The following is an 18046-nucleotide window of genomic DNA, read 5'->3' on the forward strand; positions in this document are numbered from 1 at the left end:
ACTCAAACGCTCAATGCTATCCTGTTAAGATTATAGCGATTTTTTTGAAGAGTAGTTATTTACCATGACTGGCATAGTTATATCCATTCTTATTATTACATATAACAACTACGATTCTGAAAGATTTAAACTTATTATTTAAAAAGGAGATCACATATGGCTAAACATAATGTCTTTATTAGCTATCATCACGATAATGATCAGTACTATAAAGAAGAGCTTTTAAAGCTAAATAAAGAGTATCAAATCTTTATTGATAAGTCTGTTTATACGGGCGATATTGCTGAAAATCTTGAAGATCAGGTTATTCGTGAAAAAATTCGTGATGAATATCTTAGAGACTCAACAGTGACAATATTACTGGTTGGTACAGAAACAAAAAAAAGAAAACATATTGATTGGGAACTGTATTCGAGTATGTATGATGGGAAAATAAACAAAAAATCAGGCATATTAGTGATAAATCTACCAACCATTTCAGGTAATATCTTCGCCGCGCATGATGAACAGCAAAGTTACTCTGGAATCAGTTGGACAACATATAGCTCCCGATCTGAATACGAAGAAAACCATCCCTACTTACCGGCAAGAATAATAGACAATATGTTAAGATCACAAGTAAAAATATCAGTAACTAATTGGAACAACATTGAATCCAACCCAGACTTCCTGTCAGAGCTAATAGATAAAACATGCAAATCAAAGATTAACAATGATTATGACTTATCCAGAGAAATGAGAAAAAACAACTCTTAAGAGATATCATATATGTCATCAAAGCAAAGTATTGCAATATATTTCATCTATCATAATAAAGACCGAAACGAGAATGTTGATAATGGTATAGATTATAGTTTTAATTTACTGAAGAGAGATATACAGAGGCCATTTTCCAGAGCACTTAACTTACCTGTATTCTTCAGAACATCTCTGGATGAAAGTCCTCCATCAGATACCCCCGAGACGGCAGATAAAACGCTAGTATTTGCTTTCATTGGCAACTATCTATTAACCAATAATGATTGGGTTAGTTATCTATCAAAACTTCAAAGCAAAAAAAACCATTACGTTATCCCCATCGCGATTAACCCACATGCTTATAATATAACCAACAATCTAAACTATGTAAACTTCATAAGAGCATACGATTTTCCCATTGGTTTTTTTAATGAAAATTTATTTATATCTATTGCTCATGAGATTTACCGTATAACGCTAAATGAGAACTTCGAAGAAATAAAAAAAGGAACAGATACAACTATTGAATTTTTCCTTAGCCATACAAAAGACGGTAAACAAGGAGAAAATATTGCTAAACAGTTGAAGCAATTTTTAGATCAAAGTCGATTATCGTGTTTCTTTGATGCTACTGATATCGCTCATGGATATGAATTCTCAACAGAGATAGAAAATCATATTAAAAACTCATCTTTAATAGCGATTCATTCAGATCCTTACTCCTCTCGATACTGGTGTCAGAAAGAGTTAGAATACGCCAAAAAACATAATCGTCCTATTATTGCAGTAGATTGTCTTGAAGAGTACGAAGATCGGCGTTTTCCATTATTCTCTAACATCCCAGCTATTCATGTCCCACACTCTCAGGAAAATAAAATATCAGATAAAGACTGTTATAGAATAATCATTACTGCTTTATTAGAAACGATTAGGTTTTTTTATTCTAAAGTTCAGTTCAAAAAATACAAGCAAAGGGGATGGATAGATAGCGATATCACAGGACTATATCGACCACCTGAACTTTTAGACATATTAAAAATCATACAAAAAGGTGTAGAAAATAAAAAAATAATATACCCAGACCCTCCGGTATATGAAGATGAACATCAAATACTAAAGGAATTAAACATTGATGCAAAAACCATATTGACATATCGATTCAATAAAATAAAAGATAAAAAAATCGGTATATCTATTTCAGATATTGAAGATCATGAATTAATAAAAATAGGAAAACGCCCTGACAACCTTATCTTGTTGTCACAAGATTTAGCTAGGCATATTTTATCCAGAGAGGCAATCCTTATTTATGGTGGGGATTTACGCCCAGACGGATTTACATCATTTTTATTAGATGAAGCAGAAGCAATTCAAAACCGTCTAAAATCCAGAAAGATATCTATCAAAAATTACATCTCTTGGCCAATTTATTTAAATGCGAGCATTGATTTATTAAACTGGCAAGCAAGATATAATAGAGTTGCAAAATTTGAGAAATGTAATTTACCCAAACAGCTAATCACCAGTCAATTGACTGTAGACGAAAATATTTTCATTCCTCCAGATACTGAAGAAAATAAATACCTTTGGTCTAAGTCACTTTCCCAAATGAGGAATGAAATGATACAGAATTGCGATGCAAGAATTTGTGCTGGAGGAAGACTAACGGGCTATAAAGGCTGTATGCCTGGAGTGCTGGAAGAAGTACTCTATGCGATAGAGAATAAAAAACCGCTTTTCCTCTTAGGTGGTTTCGGGGGTATTACAAGTTACATATGTAATTGTATCAAAACAGGTAATATACCAGAAGAGTTAACTAGAGACTGGCAAATTTACAGAAATGGTGGATATAAAACACTACTCGATTACATAACCAAAATTGACAATAAATATTCACCTAATTACACTAATTTAAATGAAATACTAAATTATAAAAACCTTAACAATGGATTATCAGAAGAGGAAAACGATAAGTTATTTAACACTGAATACATGGATGAAGCAATTTATTTGATATTAAAAGGATTGGATGATTTATATTAAGTGTGTTTAATCAAACAGATTTGATAAAAAAGCCAGTGAGACCAAGATCATATTAAAGGTGATCATTCAAATGATCACCGAATCCAATGATAAAAGACACATCACTCAGTTTATAACATTGACCGATAAGCTGACCACACAAGATGAATTTATATCTAGAAATATAATTTGTTTAAATAAGATATTTTTCAAATATCATCTGGTTTACACGAATTCTAAATATCACAAATCAGGAATAAACCCTTCTTCACGCAGTACCTTAATCACCCCACGAATCAGATATGAGTTAGAAAACTTCGCCGTATAGGAACGAGCACCTTCTTCCACTGGTTGGAGCAGTCCCCGGTCAATCAATTTACCGAGCTGATAAGTCACCTGCGCTGGTTTCATGTCAGGTAAAGCGGTACGGAGATCACCCGCTTTTATCGTCCCTAGCTCGACAGCGCGTTTAAGAACTTTAGATTCCAACGGGTTTATTAGCCCTCTTTCAGATGAAAAGTCGATCGCCGGATACAGTATTTTTGTACTCAAAAAAGCATGGTTTGTCAGTTGATCGACTTTCTTCAACTCAGATGAAATTCCCGAAAGTACATATAAACACCATTCTTCTAAGCCCCGCTCTGTTCCCTTATCCGCTAACGAAAGCATGGCGTAATAACGCTCACGATCATTACAGAATACCGCTGTCGGATTAAGAACCCGGCCACCTGCCTGCACATTAAAACCATACTTGATCAATAACGCATAGGTCAGCAATCTGACCGTTCTGCCATTACCGTTGCCAAAGGGGTGTATCCAGCCGAAGCGGTGATGCACCAGCGCAATTTTCATCAGATCATATTTTGGTTTATCAGCACGGTTAATAAAGGCGGTCAGTTCTGACATATAGTCAGGAACATGGATATGATCCGGTGGTAAATGGTCAGACTGAGCGATGCTGACGTTATGCTGCCGATAGGCACCGGGAGTTTTATCACCTTCCTGTTGCAATCCGACAACCGCCAGACTATGTAGCTCGCGGATAAAATATTCCGTTATCTCATCACCATTATTTAGATGCTCGTCGATGAATTCCATCGCGGCTTCAATATTGTTGATTTCTTTGAGCTGATCCGTCGAACCCTGTGTTCCTTCAACTTTGCTTTCCACATAGTCGGCAAGCGTGGTGTGGTTTCCCTCAATCCTCGCAGAGCCCAAACTCTCCAGCATGTGGAAAACGGCTTTCAACTGCGCAAACAGAATAGGGTGAACATCCGTTTCCAACCTCAGATGCCGAAGGATCTCCAGTTCCGTCAGCGCATCGACCAAAGGGGAGTCAAAGCTGGGGTTCAGGAGCGAGAGTTCAAAGTGATTAAATTGAGCCATGATACGTAGTTATCTCAAATAGAGCATGACGATATCTCAAAATAATAGCAAAAATACTAATATAATCCATAAATTATAAATAAGACTTTTTATTATTATCTCAAAAATCACGAATCCGACATATCAAGTCTACGTTTGAAAGATGTTCAATGCAGAGAGGAACAGGCCATTGCCAGCATGGGAGATGAAACCACGTTTTTAGCGCCGTTAACTGTTAAAACACCGATTCATCGTGACAACCATCACAAAAACAAAGCGATTTTTTATGGGGGCTTTCGTGGGGGCGCTGTTTACAATAAAACCAATTATAAACAGCATGTTAATCGTGTATACGATTCCGAGTCCGGCATCACTTCTTCTTAACCCTCGCCTTTGGCGGGGGTTTTTCGTTTCTGGCGTGTGGACTCTTCATCGAATACCGTTCGATTCTCTACAAGCGCGTTATCCCGCCTCCCCTTCCCCATGATTCGGTCTCATACTCTGATAGCGTGACGGCCAGATCTCCTCAGGCCGCTTTCCCAATGCGCAAGCAATTAACCTCTCGCCTTTGGGCCAATGTATTGTTAAGAAATTATCTATGGGGTTAAATCGATGGATTCTGTTTACTCTGAAGAATATCAAACCGTTATCAAGGCATTACGTGAAGCACGCATTGCCAAAGGGGTCACGCTGGGAAATCTGGCGCTCACGCTGGATGGGTAACCAGATATAAGCAAGATGGTGCGGGAAACTGATTCTTTCTGGCTCGTAGTAAAGTGGAGCCTTATCAGATCTTATGAGCTAATACGTAATCCACAAAAGCGCGCAGTTTTGGAAGAACAGTACTCCGGCTGGGGTAGTAGAGTGCTAATCCAGGAAACTTCTGCGAGAAATTGCTGAGAATAACTTCAAGCGTTCCTGCATGGATGTTGCGTGCGACGATAGAGCGTGGGAGCCTGAACAACCCTACCCCTTGCTCTGCAGCGTGGACACTAGCGGCAACGTCGTCAAGAATTAATGCTCCGCTGACGTGGATGCTACGTCGCTCTCCATCAACATTGAATACCCATTCGTCGAGCAAGATTCCTGCCTGTCGGAACGTGATACAGGGAACGTTTTGGATGTCTTCCGGTCTTGCTGGACGCCCGTAGCGCGCCAGAAATGCAGGTGAACCAACCACCACTTGCGGCTCTTCACGAGTGAGCGGCACAGCTACCATGTCCGCATGCACAAATGACCGAGGCCGTACCCCAGCATCACACCCCTCAGCCACAATATCTACCAAGCGATCGTCTCCGACGAACTCCAGTTGCAGTTGGGGATGCTCAACAAGGAATCCCGCAACAAAACGCTCGGTTAGTAGCTGGACACTCGCTCTGGGAACGCTGATGCGCAATAGTCCAGTAACTGAGTGCCCCAGACTGCGAGCGGACTCTATTCCGTTGAGCAACTGCTGTGCTGCTGGCCGAACTTGCAGTAGCAACCTTTCCCCAGCTTCAGTCAGTCCGACGCTCCGCGTCGTACGTGCCAGCAAAGTCACTCCGATACGACCTTCAAAAGCGCGGATTGCCTGACTAACGGCGGATGGGGTAATCCCCAGACGTCTGGCAGCCGCGCGAAAGCCGCGCTCCTCAGCAACTGCCAGAAACACCACCACGCCATCCAGATCATTTCGACCAATTGTGTAGTTCATCTACACAGTATGAGCAGTTGGAGGTGGATTCTCAAGATCTGTTTGCTGATGAACAATAGAGACCTCAACTATCGAGGATATTTTCATGACGAAAAAAACTAAACAATCTCGCGCTTTTAGCATCAATGAAACCATCGGCATTTCTGGCCTATCCGTTCGTCCAGCGCCTATTCCCACGCCAGCGCCCGGCGAAGTTCTTGTGCACGTGCGGGCGTCTTCATTGAACTACCGGGACCTGATCATTCTGGAGGGCAATTACAATATCTCCATCCCAGCAGGCCGCATTCCGCTTTCAGATGGTGCTGGCGAGGTTGTAGCCGTCGGGCAGGGTGTCACCCGATTCAAAATAGGTGACCGGGTTACCAACTCATTCTTCCCAGAGTGGATCGATGGCCCCTTTACTGGAAAGTACTCACAATACTCTGGAGATGTAGACGGTTGGCTTGCGGACTATCGTACGGTGGCAGCTGATTCATTGATCTCGATTCCAGACAGCCTGGATTTCGACGCCGCCGCTACGCTGCCTTGTGCAGGCGTCACAGCATGGTCTGCCATTAAAGGTGTGAAAGCGGGCGACACAGTACTTACTCTGGGAACTGGTGGTGTGTCGCTGTTTGCCGTCCAACTGGCGAAAGCGATGGGGGCCAGAGTCATTGCCACCACGTCCAGCGACACAAAAGCCGAGCAACTCAAAGCCTTGGGCGCAGACGAAGCGATCAATTATAAAGAGCATCCAGAATGGTCTCAGCAGGTTCGAGAGTTGACTGATGGGTACGGAGTGAACCGCATCGTGGAAGTCGGCGGCCCAGGCACATTTGAACAGTCGATCAAGGCCATCGCAGTGGGAGGACAGGTATCAATAGTGGGTGTAGTGGCTGGCTTGCAAGGAACGATCGAATTCATGTCTATGTTCAGGAGCCACGCTCACTACCAGTGCATCGCGCTAGGCAGCCGCCAAGACCTCGAAGATCTGGTGCGATTCATTACCGAACATAATATCCACCCCATCATCGACAGCCGTTTCGCATTCGACGATGCAAAACTCGCGTTCGAGCGGCTGATGACACGCAACGTTTTTGGAAAAATAGTGGTCAATAACTGACAGTGAATCACCATAATGAAACCGGACGGCGAATTATTGCTGGTATCAGCAATGGTGATTGTTTTTGCGGGCGTGCGAGTTCGCGCACAATAACACGCTATGCCACACCTGAGAGTAGGTGTGGCATCTGTCACTTACCATCCTGTTTGCTCCGTTCGCATCGCCAGATCGACCCGATGATTCGAGAATCCTCGAGTTGCAGAAACACCTGAAATAACGGCTTGATATCGCAACACGCCAAATGATAAAAGCCCTGACTATATTAGCCAGGGCTTTTAGGGTACTGCATATTTAAGATTTAACATTCATTGACTTAATAACACTTACTACTATCGGTACAGCTTCAAATGTACACGTTTATAACAGATAATATTGGGCACTAAAATTAACTAAACCTCCCTATATTTACTGATTTAAACACTCTGCCAACCTTATCACCATTCAAAGATATGGCAGATCAACAAGTACATCCCCCTGCGCGATATAGACTCTTTGATGCGTGGCCTTACTCCCGTTGCGATATTTTTCACATCACTAAACCAACACGTAATCGCAACCAAAAATAACAAAATCATGGCCTTACATCATCGCGCTTTCACCCCATTTTTGCGATTGTCGATACTGACTACGTGGCCTTAAAGCATCATCGAGTGAGAGTATGAATTCTTCTCAACATCGACTCCCCATACAAAAATATTTCGTGACCTGTATCGCAAAATATTTATTAAAGAACATATTCGATGTCTTTAACATTACAGCAAGCTGAAACTTTACTGCTGTAATTCCAATCTACGCATTTTAAAAACGGTGTCAATACTGTTTTTAATAACATGGCTTTAATAACAGTGTTCATTAGTTCAGCACGAGGAAAAAGTAGAAAAAAAGAGCACCCACGGTATTCAACCCTACGCCGCTGCGTTTAATTTAATCTCAACGACCGTATGGCCAGTGGTTATTTTCTTTGTACCAACGATGATTAATCCACTTAACTTCAGAATATTTTCCATATCTTTCAACGTTCTGTATCGCGTGCCATCCTGGCAGATAACGGATTGAAAAAGCGCATTCATCAATAACCTTGGTGAGGATTCTTCATGATCCAGCAAAGGTTCGATGATTAATAGCGTCGAATGCCCAATTGATTGCGCGATGGCTTTTAATATTTTCAGGCAGAATTCGTCGTTCCAGTTATGCAATATGTTTTTAAGCAGATAGATATTATAACCAGAAGGAATCGCCTCAAAGAAACTGCCGGGAATGAAAACTATTCTTTCTTTCAATTCAGGATAGTGCTGTGCGACACGCTTTTCACTTCTGGTACAGACACCGGTCATGTCGAAAAGACAACCCGTTAAATGATGATACTGCTTTATCAGCTCAGTCAGAATAACACCGCTACCACCGCCAATATCAACAACGCTGCCAGCCGTTTTAAAAAGAGACGCATATTCTTTCGCCAGCACATATCCCACCGGGCGAGATAAATCCCGCATGGCAAGATCGTAAATGTCTGCTCGTGATGCGGAGTGCGCCAGATGATCATATAATGTCAGCCCAAAGACCTGCTTAAACCCCGACTCCCCTGTACGACTCGTATGCAATAGTCCATCAAACCCCTGATAGTATTCATTACCGAACAGCATACAGAAATGCTTCATTGAGCTGATGTTATCCGACATCAGCAGCGCAGAACGTGCATTATTTTTAATAATACTTCCATTTTTCACTTCAAAAAAGCCAAAGACCTCAAGCACCTTGATAATATCAAAAATGTTCTTTTCACTCGCCTGACAGTCCTTTGACAATTCAGCGATGGTTGTCCCCTGCTCCCCTATTTTATCTGCTATCCCTATTTCCGCTGCAACGCATAATGCTTTTGCGGCCAAAGGCATCATCATGATTTCTGAAATACTTCTAATATGCTCAGCGGAATTCATATATTTCCCTTTATTCTCTGATTTCATAGTGAGGATGCGTTTACGAGCTAGATCGTCATTTATGCCGATACGCAAAGTATGCTGAAATCAGGCTAAAAACATATCATCCGTTTGACCGAACGGTAATCAGCCATCTACCATCCAGCCAGAAGTAATAAGGAATTAAAACGTCATGATTTAATGATAACCATACGAATTATTATTGTTATTTCAACGCAAGGATTAATTCATTTAGAATATAATCAGATAGAAAAGAACCGATCACCATGTCGTTAACAAATCATTGTTACAAAAATAACATCCGAGGAATTTACAGTAGGCCACTCAGCCCAAGGACTGCCAGCGGCAGCGCGACGCCCGCTACCAGTGTCTGAACCGCAATGATACCCGCCATCAACGGTGCATCACCACCTAACTGACGAGCCATAATGTAAGACGACGATGCCGTCGGCAGCGCCTGAAACAGCAGTGCGGCAATCGCGGCCGAGCCAGACAGACCAACGAGGTAGCAGGCAGCAATCGTCACCAGCGGCATCGCAACAAATTTCGCGCATGATGCCATCACAACAGGCCGCAGCCAGCTACGCGCGGCAGAGAAATCCAGCGCTGCGCCCACGCACAGCAGCCCCAGCGGCAGCGACGCCTGTCCCAATGATTTCATTACTGGCTCAATCCCCGGTGGCAAACCTAATCCGGTAATCTGCAAAGTAATGCCAATCGCACAGGCCACCACTAGCGGGTTCAGCGCCAGCAGCCGCACGATATTCTTGAATGACGGCGTCCCGGCATTGCCGTAGCGGGCAAAGACCAAGACACAGAGAATATTGACCGTCGGCACAATCGCCGCGTTCGCGACGGCTGCAAGCGCCACGCCATGTGCGCCAAACAGCCCAGCGGCGGCAGACACACCTACGTAGTTATTAAAACGGACGCCGCCCTGAAATACCGAGGTAAACGCCGCATCATCAACGAGAAAAAAGCGACGCACCGCGACCAACCCGACAGCAACGGCCAACGTTGAGCATACCAGCGTCAGGATCATCGCTGTTACCGGCACGCCATCCAGACGTGCCGTCGCCAGCCCATGCAGAAATAGTGCGGGAAGTAGAATGTAATAACCCAGCCTTTCAGCCTGTGACCAAAATGTCGCAGCCAAAAAAGATCGCTGGCGTAACCACGATCCCAGCACGATCAGTAGCGCGATAGGCAACAGCGCCAGCAGGAGCGAGACGATCATAAGCTGACACGCCACGGCACAGAAGGTGAAAGCGGGAAGGATTGCGGGTTGGACACCATGACTCAATACCTGAATTGAAGAAACAGGCACTACCATAGCGGGACTTCTGATGAGAAAAAAACGAGATTAACTCGACATTAGCTCAATTATTTCTCATGAATGGCATCGTCACCAGACTGTTTTCGGATCGCTTCCGCCAGCGCCGCAGCGAGGCGCGCTGCCGGACGATCTTCACGCTCCAGCAGCACAACGCGCCGCTGCTGTTGAGGCTCACCGAAGGGGATACAGACCAGATTATCCAAACGGTTCTTCTCCCGTTCGGACAGTGGAATCACCGCTACGCCAAGCCCACTGGCGACCATCTGAATAATCGCGTCCTGACTGTCCAGCTCCATATCAGTTTGTACCCGCAGCCGCTGGCGGCGCAGCTCGCGATCGATAGTTCGCCCAGCCCAGGCACGACGATCGAAACGAATGAAAGGACGATCTTGCAGGAGCTGTCTGGCATCCAGAGACGCCAGCGCTGGTGGGGCAACGATCCAGAATCCCTCCTGATACAGCGGCGTACTCACCAGACCAGTTGGGTAAGGTTTTACCGGCTCAGTGGTCACGGCAGCGTCCAGTTCGCCAGCATCAATACGAATTGCCAGCTCTGCTGACATCCCCGAATTCACCAGAACACGCAAGCGTGGATGAGCGTGACGCAATGCAGCCAGCGCGGCGGGCAAAACACCAGCCAGCGCAGTCTGGATCGCACCAATTCGCAGGCGTCCGGCCAGTTCCCCACTCTCGCCTAACTCGGCGGCAATGCCGTCATACTGCGCAAGGATATCCCGCGCCTGCTCCACCGCACGATGTCCGGCTTCAGTGAGTACTGGGATGCGACGTGAGCGATCGAAAAGCGACACCTTGAAGTCTTCTTCCAGGCTGCGGACATGCAGACTGACGGCCGATTGCGTCAGGCATACGGCTTCAGCCGCGCGGGCAAACGATCCATACTGAGCAATCGCAACCAATGTGCGTAAGGCTTTTAACGACATGCAACCCACTCTCCAGCCTATGTACGTGAAAAAACATGAATAGAAAAAACGTGAATGGCAAAATGGCGCGCTATTGAGCTGTCCGTCAGAACAACGTCATGAGAAACCGTTACCATGCCATGATAGGCAGTCACAATGTCGCCTTTTTGCATAGGTTGCAACATACGCAGGCGAAGGGGATGAACGGGAGAAGGAGGCCAGTGAAGCGATAATGCATTTCGCTGGCATAAACCGAGCTGAGTGATAAGTTAGTTAAGGACAAAAATAGAGGAGTAACCTATTCATAAAAAATATCTTTCGAAAAAATATACACTTTTATTATAAAAAATCTGGTATTTTCCCTGGTGAGGCAAATACGTGCTTATTTTCTGATTTTCATCACAACACAATCAATGTCTATCAGATTATGTTTCTTATCATAGAACACTATAGCAACCTAAGAACGAGTGAAATCCACTCTTGCCTAAATATGTTTTATATGATAAAGAAAGATTCATATTGAAAGTATAATTTAGCGTGCTAATAATGAGGTTTTATTGTAATGAATCTACATATTACTAACACACCAGATTCAGATGAAGAAGAATTTGTAATAGCAAGCCTTTGGAAACACAATGAACAGTACGACACGGTTGATATCTCCCCTCTATTCTTAAATTTCAAAGACGATGAAAATAATATTATCGCAGGGTTAATCTCCAGAACCTGGTGGGGTGCATTAGAAGTTCAATATCTTTGGGTTAGTGAGAAACATCGTAAAAGTGGGCTTGGCCGTCAACTCATGCAGACTGCTGAAAAAGAAGCATTAAAGCGTGGTTGCCATCTGGCTTATGTGGATACATTCGGATTTCAGGCTAAGGGATTTTACGAAAAGTTGGGCTACAAAGAATATGGGAACCTACCAGGATATGCGCACAAGCATACTCGACATTATTTAGCTAAATTGATCCGCTGAATTAATTCCGGCCTATTAAGGAGGGCAGGATGCCATCATCACAAGCAAACATGACTGATTATATTCGTAATTTGATTATTATGATGGAATGTTTAAATGAACCATGGGGTATTAAAGATTTATCATCACGCCATGTTTACATGAATAAAGCCGCTTACCTTTATACCAATACGCCAATGCGTTTTGATATTGAAGGACGACTAGATGATGAATTTCCTGCCAGTTGGGCGGAGCTTTCTGACGATTTAAAAGAACACGATAGACTAACAGAAAATAGTGAACAGAGAGTCACGGTTATCGAAACACACTATTGGTATGGAAAGAAAACACTGACGCCCTTCGTCAGTGAAAAGATCCCCATCTTTGATGAAAATAAGCTTTGCATTGGTACGATGTGGAATGCCAGGCCTCTGGATACGCGGTCTCCGCTCATCTATATAGACCAAAAGAAGCCGACCACGTTACAAACCGAATTAACAACCAGTATTTTCACTCAATCAGAACTGGATATTATCTTCTTGATACTACAGCGCTTATCAAATAAAGAAATAGCAAGAAAAATGAACGTATCACCAAAAACAATAGAGAACAGAATATATAATATGTATCAAAAGGCAGAGGCGCATTCATTACCTCAGTTTGAGGAATTTTGTCGCCATCTTGGGATCGATGGTTATATTCCTAACTCTCTCATCGAGAAAGGCATTCAATTTATATAAGAGAACCTATCTACATGGAAAAAATAGATGACTACCCAGTCAGTCGCGTTCCGCTTAGTGTCCGGCTGCCTTTTTTAAATGTGGCATTAGTGCACATCGGCATGTTAACCGCGCTAGACCAGTTTATGTTAGGCGCGGTACTCGGCCATTCCATGACGCTAAGTCAGGCATTCATCGCCATCTTTATTGGCAGCACCATTTTTGGCGTGGTGACCGTAGGGCTGGGCTATGCGGGAATGAAAGAAGGCATGTCGGGCAGCCTGCTCGCACGCTGGTGCGGCTTTGGCCGTATTGGTTCCGTCCTGATTGGGCTGGTGATCGCCGTTAGCCTCATCGGTTGGTTCGGCGTCCAGAATGCCGTATTCGCCAAGGCGCTTAACTTTGCGATGGCGGATAAGCTCGGTTTTGGCTGGTCTGCCACCTTGTCCGGCATTGCGTTGACGCTGCTGGTTGCCTTTGGTTTCAGGGCGTTACGCTTCACGGCCAAAATCGCCGTGCCCATGTTTGTTATCGTCGTCGGCTATATTTCGATCATGACGCTCTCCGGCCACAATATTGCTGAACTGCTCGCCTCCGCACCTAACGGTGAAGCCATTTCCATTAGCGCTGGCGCGACGATGGTTGTAGGCGGCTGTATCGTCGCGAGTTTAATTACTCCCGATATGACGCGCTATTCCCAAAAAGGAAAACACGTTTTCTGGATGACGATGCTATCAATTATCGTCGGGGAATTTGTGGTGAATGGCCTCGCCATCATTATTGCCCGTGCGCTCAATACCGCAGACGTTGTGACGATCATGTCTCAGGCGGCTGGCGGCATCGGGCTGATTGCCGTGATATTTTCGACACTGAGAGTAAATGATATCAATCTTTATTCCTCCTCTTTGGGAATCGCCAATGCCATAGAGGGCGTCACGGGGAAGAAATTACGCTATGTCTCAATCACGCTAGTGATTGGGCTCATCGGCACACTGCTTTCAGTTGCCGGTATTCTGGATCGCTTTATCGATTTCCTGACGCTATTAGGCGTGCTGTTCCCACCGATTATCGGGGTGATGCTGGTTGATTATTATATTTTGCGCACCCACAAGACATTGCTCGAAACCAGCCGTGCCGAAGGCCAATTACCCGACAGCGCACAAACGCCGCTGATTGGCTGGCCGGCTATTATTGCCAGCACTGCCGGAGCCATCGTCGGATTAGCCTTTGAGTGGGGCGTACCCGCATTTAATTCGTTACTGGCCGCTAGTCTGCTTTATTGGGTAATACAGCATCACATCAATAACAATGTTTATTTTAGGAAACTAAAGCATAACCAAAATTTAAAATGAAATAGGTAACAAGATAAAATTAATCTATAATCCTATCGGCCTCTTCTTACAGAGGCCGATAGTTTTTTACTTAAGAAAAAATAGGCCATGATGGCCTTGGGATGGGCCTTATCTATCAACGAGAAATACACTCTCAGGAAATAATAAGGCTGATTAGCAATAGTCATGCTAGGAAAAGGATTTATGCCAAAAATAAAAACATGTCTCACGCCGCTAAACTGTCTACTCGTTTTAAGTGGCGCACTACTGGTCAATACGGCAAACGCTGCTGAAACCTGTGTCGCAGGTAACTGGCAGGTGGATAATTCCATCACTGATATGCCTTCCGTGAAATACCAGACTGAGCACTTTGCCTTCCGCTGGAATAATAACGACGTTAACCGCAATGATGCGGTCGCCGCAGGCCAGAAATTGGAACAAATTTGGGATAAGTTTATTAAACAAATTGAGTTCCCCGAGCCTTATTGCAAACAGACCGTGAAATATAAAGCCAATATTCACATCGACCCGACCTTTGGGCTCAGCGGGGGAGTTGCGGGTGGTGGCAGCATGGGGATGTGGATTGGCCCTGCGTCACTCAAGGATAACTGGGGGCTGGCGCACGAATTTACCCATGCGCTGCAAGGGCAAACCGGCGGCTTCCAGAGTTCAGGCGATAACTACGTTGGCTGGATTTGGGAATCCCACGCAAACTGGATGACGCACCAGTTGGATGAATTCCGCGGAACGTCGGCACACTGTTCGGAAATGCAGGTCAACTATTCGCATATTTATCTGGGTTCAACGCGTAACCGTTACTGCAACTGGCAGTTTATGGAACACCTGAAGAACCGCTTTGGCTATGGCGCGATCAACGATATGTGGGCAAAAGCGCCGAAATGGGGCGAAAGCGGTCAGTCGACTGCCGATCCATTGTCCGTTCTGCGTACCAACATGGGCTGGAGCCAGTCTGAATTCAACGACGTCTTCGGCGACTGGGCAATGCACAACGTCAACTGGGATTACATCGATCCAGACGGCTTCGATCGTGGTCGTTTCTATCGCTCAACCTACGGAGGCTATGGTGCGGTACAACCCAACCAGAATAACGCCGACCGTTTGCTGAGAACCACGACGCTTGAGCCGGTTGTTGGTGCCAGCGCTAGCCTCCGTCGCTTCTCCGTACCGTTCGATCAAGCGCCGCAGCAACTGGGCTACAATATCGTCCGGCTGATCCCGGAAAGTGGCGCGACACAAATTACCGTCAAATTCCGTGGCATGGTGCAGAGTAAATCGGCCATTACCCGTTTCCCTGGGCTGAAAAACGATCCGGCCACCATGCCGCAGCCGAATTCCGACTGGCGTTGGGGGATTGTCGCTATCGGTTCGGACGGCGTTTCTCGCTACAGTGAATTGCAGCGCGGCGCGTCTGCCACGGTGAAAAATTTCACGATTCGTCAGGACGATCGCGGCATTTACATGGTGGTCATGGGCACACCGTCGCAAATGCAGAAGATCAAGTGGGATCAGGCTTACTATTCCCTTTACCGCTACCCGTGGATGGCTGATTTCACCGGCGTCTGGCCGGAAGGCAGCCAGCCTGGTGCACCGAATCCAACCGCTAACGGTTCTCGTCACGCCAACGGCGGCGGCTGGGTGTCCAACTCAGCCAATGTTGCCCCTACCGCCTACGTCGGGCCTTACGCGCGCGTCATCGGCGGGACGGTGAGAGATAACGCCAGAATTGAAGATCGTGCAACGATTCTGAGCGGGACAGTGGAAGGACGCGCCGTTGTCAGCGGCCTGACGGTGATGCAGGGTAATACCATCGTGCGCGATAACGCGCGTCTGCATACCGTCTTCATGGGGCCGGGTGCGTTTGAGCGCGGCATTGTGCTGTCAGGCAATGCGCAGATGCGTGGCGATGCGGAAATTCGCGGCGCTTCCGCGTCGCAGGGCGTGTTCTATGGCTTTATTGATGAAAATGAAGTCAGAAGCAGCGAAGCCGGTGCTTACCTGACCGAAGCCGTTCCAGAAGTAACGGCCGTTCCGGTCTACAGCACGAAGTAATATCACCACAAAAAGGGAACCGACTCAGAACCACGTTACGTGGCTCTCAAAATAAGTCGGCCCCATAAAAAACAGGCCGCCAATAAGGCGGCCTGTTTCATACGATGCATAGCACAGACTCTTAGAACAGTGCGCCGGGCGGCACGTCTTTATAGGTATTCAGGTAAGCCGCCAGCATTTTTTTAAAGAAGTTACGCACTTTTTTCACCTTGGTTTTACTTAACTTATTGTTTAACTAAGCGATGGAATGACTGTTTAGCGATGACTTGTCTTAATGGCAGCGCCCCGCTTGATGCGGGGGGAATTGTACACGCTTGTTGAGCAAAAGCACATTTTTTGTGATGCAAGTCACACAATAAAATTCACTGGCCCTCCCCCCAATCCAGCTTATACCCACGCTGATTTTCTTTTGTTGCGAATCATTATCCTCAGTGACCAATATGCCGCTAGCTATGCTATGCTCATGATGAAAGACGAAATTTTAGTCACTGTCCGTTATTAACTGAGCGCCATTCACTGTCGGTTAGCACACTTTTCACGCGCAGTCACCACGGTTTCGCCATTGGTTATTCGCTGACGAAGGCCCATTCCTACCCCCATGGAAACCTGGAAACTTAACCTCTTCTCTGCCTGGCTGGGATGCTTTTTCACCGGGCTGGCCATGAGCCAGATATTACCCTTCTTGCCGCTGTACATTGAGCAGCTCGGCGTTCACTCGCACGAATCACTGAGCCTGTGGTCCGGCTTGATCTTCAGTTCGTCCTTTCTCGTCTCCGCCGCCGTTGCGCCACTATGGGGAAGTCTCGCCGACCGTAAAGGTCGCAAACTTATGCTGCTGCGCGCCGCGCTGGGCATGGCGATCGTGATGTCGTTGCAAGGGCTGGCAACCAACGTGTGGCATCTGTTTATCCTGCGCACGCTCATGGGGCTGACCTCCGGGTACATTCCCAATGCGATGGCGCTGATCGCCTCACAGGTTCCACGTGAAAAAAGCGGCTGGGCGCTGGGAATGCTATCGACTGGGCAGATCGCCGGTGTCATTCTCGGCCCCTTATTTGGCGGCTTTATGGCCGACTACATCGGGCTACGCATCGTCTTTTTCATCACCGGTGGCATGCTGTTTACCAGCTTCCTGATTACGCTTTTCGCGATTAAAGAGAGCGTGGTTAAAGTTACCAAAGAGAATCGGCTCAGCGGAAAAGCCGTCTTCGCGTCGCTGCCGTATCCGGCGCTCATCATCTGCCTGTTCATTACGACAATGATGATCCAGATGGCGAACGGCTCCATCAGCCCCATCCTGACCCTATTCATCCGAGATCTGGCCCCCGGCACCGACAATATTGCCTTTATCAGCGGCGTGATTGCCGCGATTCCCGGCGTATCCGCCCTGCTATCCGCCCCGCGACTTGGCCGGTTAGGCGACCGGATCGGCGCACATCGCGTCCTGATCGCCGCATTGGCGATCAGCGTACTGCTGTTTCTGGTCATGGCGATGGTACAAAACCCTACACAGCTCGGCATCCTGCGCTTTCTACTGGGTTTTGCCGACGGCGCACTGATGCCAACCGTGCAGGCACTGCTGGTCAAATACAGCAGTCAACAGGTGACGGGTCGCATCTTCGGCTATAACCAGTCATTCATGTATCTGGGCAACGTACTGGGGCCGCTGGTGGGTTCCGGCGTGTCCGCCCTGATGGGATTCCGCTGGGTTTTCGTCATCACCGCCTTTCTGGTGCTGTGCAACACAATCCAACTCTTTTTCGCCTTCAGGAAACCGCGCGGAAAAGGATAACGCCCCAGTCAGCAATTGATATTCAATGAAAACCGCATGCTTCATGGCAAAATCAAGTGTGCGGTC

The 18046-nt window shown here is 46.2% G+C and carries 15 protein-coding genes and 2 pseudogenes; 10 read left to right on the plus strand and 7 right to left on the minus strand.

Translation table 11 applies throughout. From position 1 onward, the window contains the following. Window positions 1–156 precede the first annotated feature (156 nt). Window positions 157–756, plus strand: coding sequence for a TIR domain-containing protein (locus tag IG609_RS15800; RefSeq protein WP_193400061.1), 600 nt, complete (start codon window positions 157–159; stop codon window positions 754–756). 12 nt (window positions 757–768) lie between these two features. Continuing rightward, window positions 769–2781 carry a TIR domain-containing protein gene (locus tag IG609_RS15805; RefSeq protein ID WP_193401184.1) on the plus strand — a complete coding sequence of 671 codons (2013 nt, stop codon included), beginning with the start codon at window positions 769–771 and terminating at the stop codon, window positions 2779–2781. 222 nt (window positions 2782–3003) lie between these two features. Here the strand turns inward: IG609_RS15805 and IG609_RS15810 are convergent, their stop codons facing one another. Further along, window positions 3004–4146, minus strand: coding sequence for a Fic family protein (locus IG609_RS15810; protein WP_250127223.1), 1143 nt, complete (start codon window positions 4144–4146; stop codon window positions 3004–3006). Window positions 4147–4323: 177 nt separating this feature from the next. Between IG609_RS15810 and IG609_RS15815 the strand changes: the two genes are divergently transcribed. Continuing rightward, the gene (locus IG609_RS15815; protein WP_193400196.1) at window positions 4324–4509 is read left to right on the plus strand and encodes a hypothetical protein; all 186 of its coding nucleotides are present in this window, start codon (window positions 4324–4326) and stop codon (window positions 4507–4509) included. 78 nt (window positions 4510–4587) lie between these two features. On the opposite strand, the pseudogene IG609_RS15820 reads toward IG609_RS15815, so the two are convergent. Continuing rightward, a pseudogene (locus tag IG609_RS15820) lies at window positions 4588–4719 on the minus strand (helix-turn-helix domain-containing protein); the annotation flags it as partial. A gap of 18 nt (window positions 4720–4737) precedes the next feature. Between IG609_RS15820 and IG609_RS15825 the strand changes: the two are divergent. After that, window positions 4738–4842 (plus strand): annotated as a pseudogene (locus IG609_RS15825) (helix-turn-helix domain-containing protein); the annotation flags it as partial. Between the two features lie 70 nt (window positions 4843–4912). Here IG609_RS15825 and IG609_RS15830 read toward each other — a convergent pair. Further along, entirely contained in the window at window positions 4913–5818 is a 906-nt protein-coding gene (locus IG609_RS15830; RefSeq protein ID WP_102118400.1) for a LysR family transcriptional regulator, read from the minus strand. Window positions 5819–5903: 85 nt separating this feature from the next. Between IG609_RS15830 and IG609_RS15835 the strand changes: the two genes are divergently transcribed. Next, on the plus strand, window positions 5904–6920 hold the full coding sequence (locus tag IG609_RS15835) for a zinc-dependent alcohol dehydrogenase family protein (RefSeq protein WP_102118401.1): 1017 nt from the start codon (window positions 5904–5906) through the stop codon (window positions 6918–6920). A 905-nt stretch (window positions 6921–7825) separates the two neighbouring features. Here the strand turns inward: IG609_RS15835 and IG609_RS15840 are convergent. From IG609_RS15840 to IG609_RS15850, 3 genes are all read right to left on the minus strand, one after another. Further along, a complete protein-coding gene (locus IG609_RS15840; protein WP_193398408.1) occupies window positions 7826–8857 on the minus strand; it encodes a methyltransferase in 1032 nt (343 codons plus the stop codon). Window positions 8858–9167: 310 nt separating this feature from the next. Then, complete coding sequence (locus tag IG609_RS15845) at window positions 9168–10190, minus strand: AEC family transporter (protein WP_226374083.1); 1023 nt, start codon at window positions 10188–10190, stop codon at window positions 9168–9170. Window positions 10191–10240: 50 nt separating this feature from the next. Beyond that, window positions 10241–11134 carry a LysR family transcriptional regulator gene (locus IG609_RS15850; protein ID WP_193398407.1) on the minus strand — a complete coding sequence of 298 codons (894 nt, stop codon included), beginning with the start codon at window positions 11132–11134 and terminating at the stop codon, window positions 10241–10243. A gap of 541 nt (window positions 11135–11675) precedes the next feature. Between IG609_RS15850 and IG609_RS15855 the strand changes: the two genes are divergently transcribed. The 4 genes from IG609_RS15855 to IG609_RS15870 all read left to right on the plus strand — a co-directional run bounded on the left by IG609_RS15855 (window position 11676) and on the right by IG609_RS15870 (window position 16188). Continuing rightward, the gene (locus tag IG609_RS15855; protein WP_193398406.1) at window positions 11676–12089 is read left to right on the plus strand and encodes a GNAT family N-acetyltransferase; all 414 of its coding nucleotides are present in this window, start codon (window positions 11676–11678) and stop codon (window positions 12087–12089) included. 29 nt (window positions 12090–12118) lie between these two features. Next, complete coding sequence (locus tag IG609_RS15860) at window positions 12119–12808, plus strand: helix-turn-helix transcriptional regulator (RefSeq protein ID WP_193398405.1); 690 nt, start codon at window positions 12119–12121, stop codon at window positions 12806–12808. A 14-nt stretch (window positions 12809–12822) separates the two neighbouring features. Continuing rightward, complete coding sequence (locus IG609_RS15865; protein WP_193398404.1) at window positions 12823–14139, plus strand: purine-cytosine permease family protein; 1317 nt, start codon at window positions 12823–12825, stop codon at window positions 14137–14139. A gap of 183 nt (window positions 14140–14322) precedes the next feature. Continuing rightward, window positions 14323–16188 (plus strand): Svx/AvrXca family virulence/avirulence protein, encoded by a 1866-nt coding sequence (locus IG609_RS15870; RefSeq protein WP_193398403.1) that lies wholly within the window; start codon window positions 14323–14325, stop codon window positions 16186–16188. 121 nt (window positions 16189–16309) lie between these two features. On the opposite strand, the gene azuC is transcribed toward IG609_RS15870, so the two are convergent. Further along, window positions 16310–16366 (minus strand): stress response protein AzuC, encoded by a 57-nt coding sequence (gene azuC, locus IG609_RS20655; RefSeq protein WP_125176151.1) that lies wholly within the window; start codon window positions 16364–16366, stop codon window positions 16310–16312. A gap of 420 nt (window positions 16367–16786) precedes the next feature. On the opposite strand from azuC, the gene IG609_RS15875 reads away from it, so the two are divergent. Continuing rightward, window positions 16787–17980 carry a multidrug efflux MFS transporter gene (locus IG609_RS15875; RefSeq protein ID WP_193398402.1) on the plus strand — a complete coding sequence of 398 codons (1194 nt, stop codon included), beginning with the start codon at window positions 16787–16789 and terminating at the stop codon, window positions 17978–17980. Window positions 17981–18046: the final 66 nt, after the last annotated feature.

Source organism: Pectobacterium quasiaquaticum, from assembly GCF_014946775.2.
Lineage (GTDB): Bacteria > Pseudomonadota > Gammaproteobacteria > Enterobacterales > Enterobacteriaceae > Pectobacterium > Pectobacterium aquaticum.

Excerpts from the sequence above, each read along its gene's own strand:
- IG609_RS15815 (WP_193400196.1), top strand. The coding sequence starts at position 4,324 with ATGGGAGATGAAACCACGTTTTTAGCGCCGTTAACTGTTAAAACACCG.
- IG609_RS15810 (WP_250127223.1), bottom strand. The coding sequence starts at position 4,146 with ATGGCTCAATTTAATCACTTTGAACTCTCGCTCCTGAACCCCAGCTTT.
- IG609_RS15870 (WP_193398403.1), top strand. The coding sequence starts at position 14,323 with ATGCCAAAAATAAAAACATGTCTCACGCCGCTAAACTGTCTACTCGTT.
- IG609_RS15840 (WP_193398408.1), bottom strand. The coding sequence starts at position 8,857 with ATGAATTCCGCTGAGCATATTAGAAGTATTTCAGAAATCATGATGATG.
- IG609_RS15830 (WP_102118400.1), bottom strand. The coding sequence starts at position 5,818 with ATGAACTACACAATTGGTCGAAATGATCTGGATGGCGTGGTGGTGTTT.
- IG609_RS15855 (WP_193398406.1), top strand. The coding sequence starts at position 11,676 with ATGAATCTACATATTACTAACACACCAGATTCAGATGAAGAAGAATTT.
- IG609_RS15875 (WP_193398402.1), top strand. The coding sequence starts at position 16,787 with ATGGAAACCTGGAAACTTAACCTCTTCTCTGCCTGGCTGGGATGCTTT.
- IG609_RS15835 (WP_102118401.1), top strand. The coding sequence starts at position 5,904 with ATGACGAAAAAAACTAAACAATCTCGCGCTTTTAGCATCAATGAAACC.
- IG609_RS15865 (WP_193398404.1), top strand. The coding sequence starts at position 12,823 with ATGGAAAAAATAGATGACTACCCAGTCAGTCGCGTTCCGCTTAGTGTC.
- IG609_RS15800 (WP_193400061.1), top strand. The coding sequence starts at position 157 with ATGGCTAAACATAATGTCTTTATTAGCTATCATCACGATAATGATCAG.
- IG609_RS15805 (WP_193401184.1), top strand. The coding sequence starts at position 769 with ATGTCATCAAAGCAAAGTATTGCAATATATTTCATCTATCATAATAAA.
- IG609_RS15845 (WP_226374083.1), bottom strand. The coding sequence starts at position 10,190 with ATGGTAGTGCCTGTTTCTTCAATTCAGGTATTGAGTCATGGTGTCCAA.
- IG609_RS15860 (WP_193398405.1), top strand. The coding sequence starts at position 12,119 with ATGCCATCATCACAAGCAAACATGACTGATTATATTCGTAATTTGATT.
- IG609_RS15850 (WP_193398407.1), bottom strand. The coding sequence starts at position 11,134 with ATGTCGTTAAAAGCCTTACGCACATTGGTTGCGATTGCTCAGTATGGA.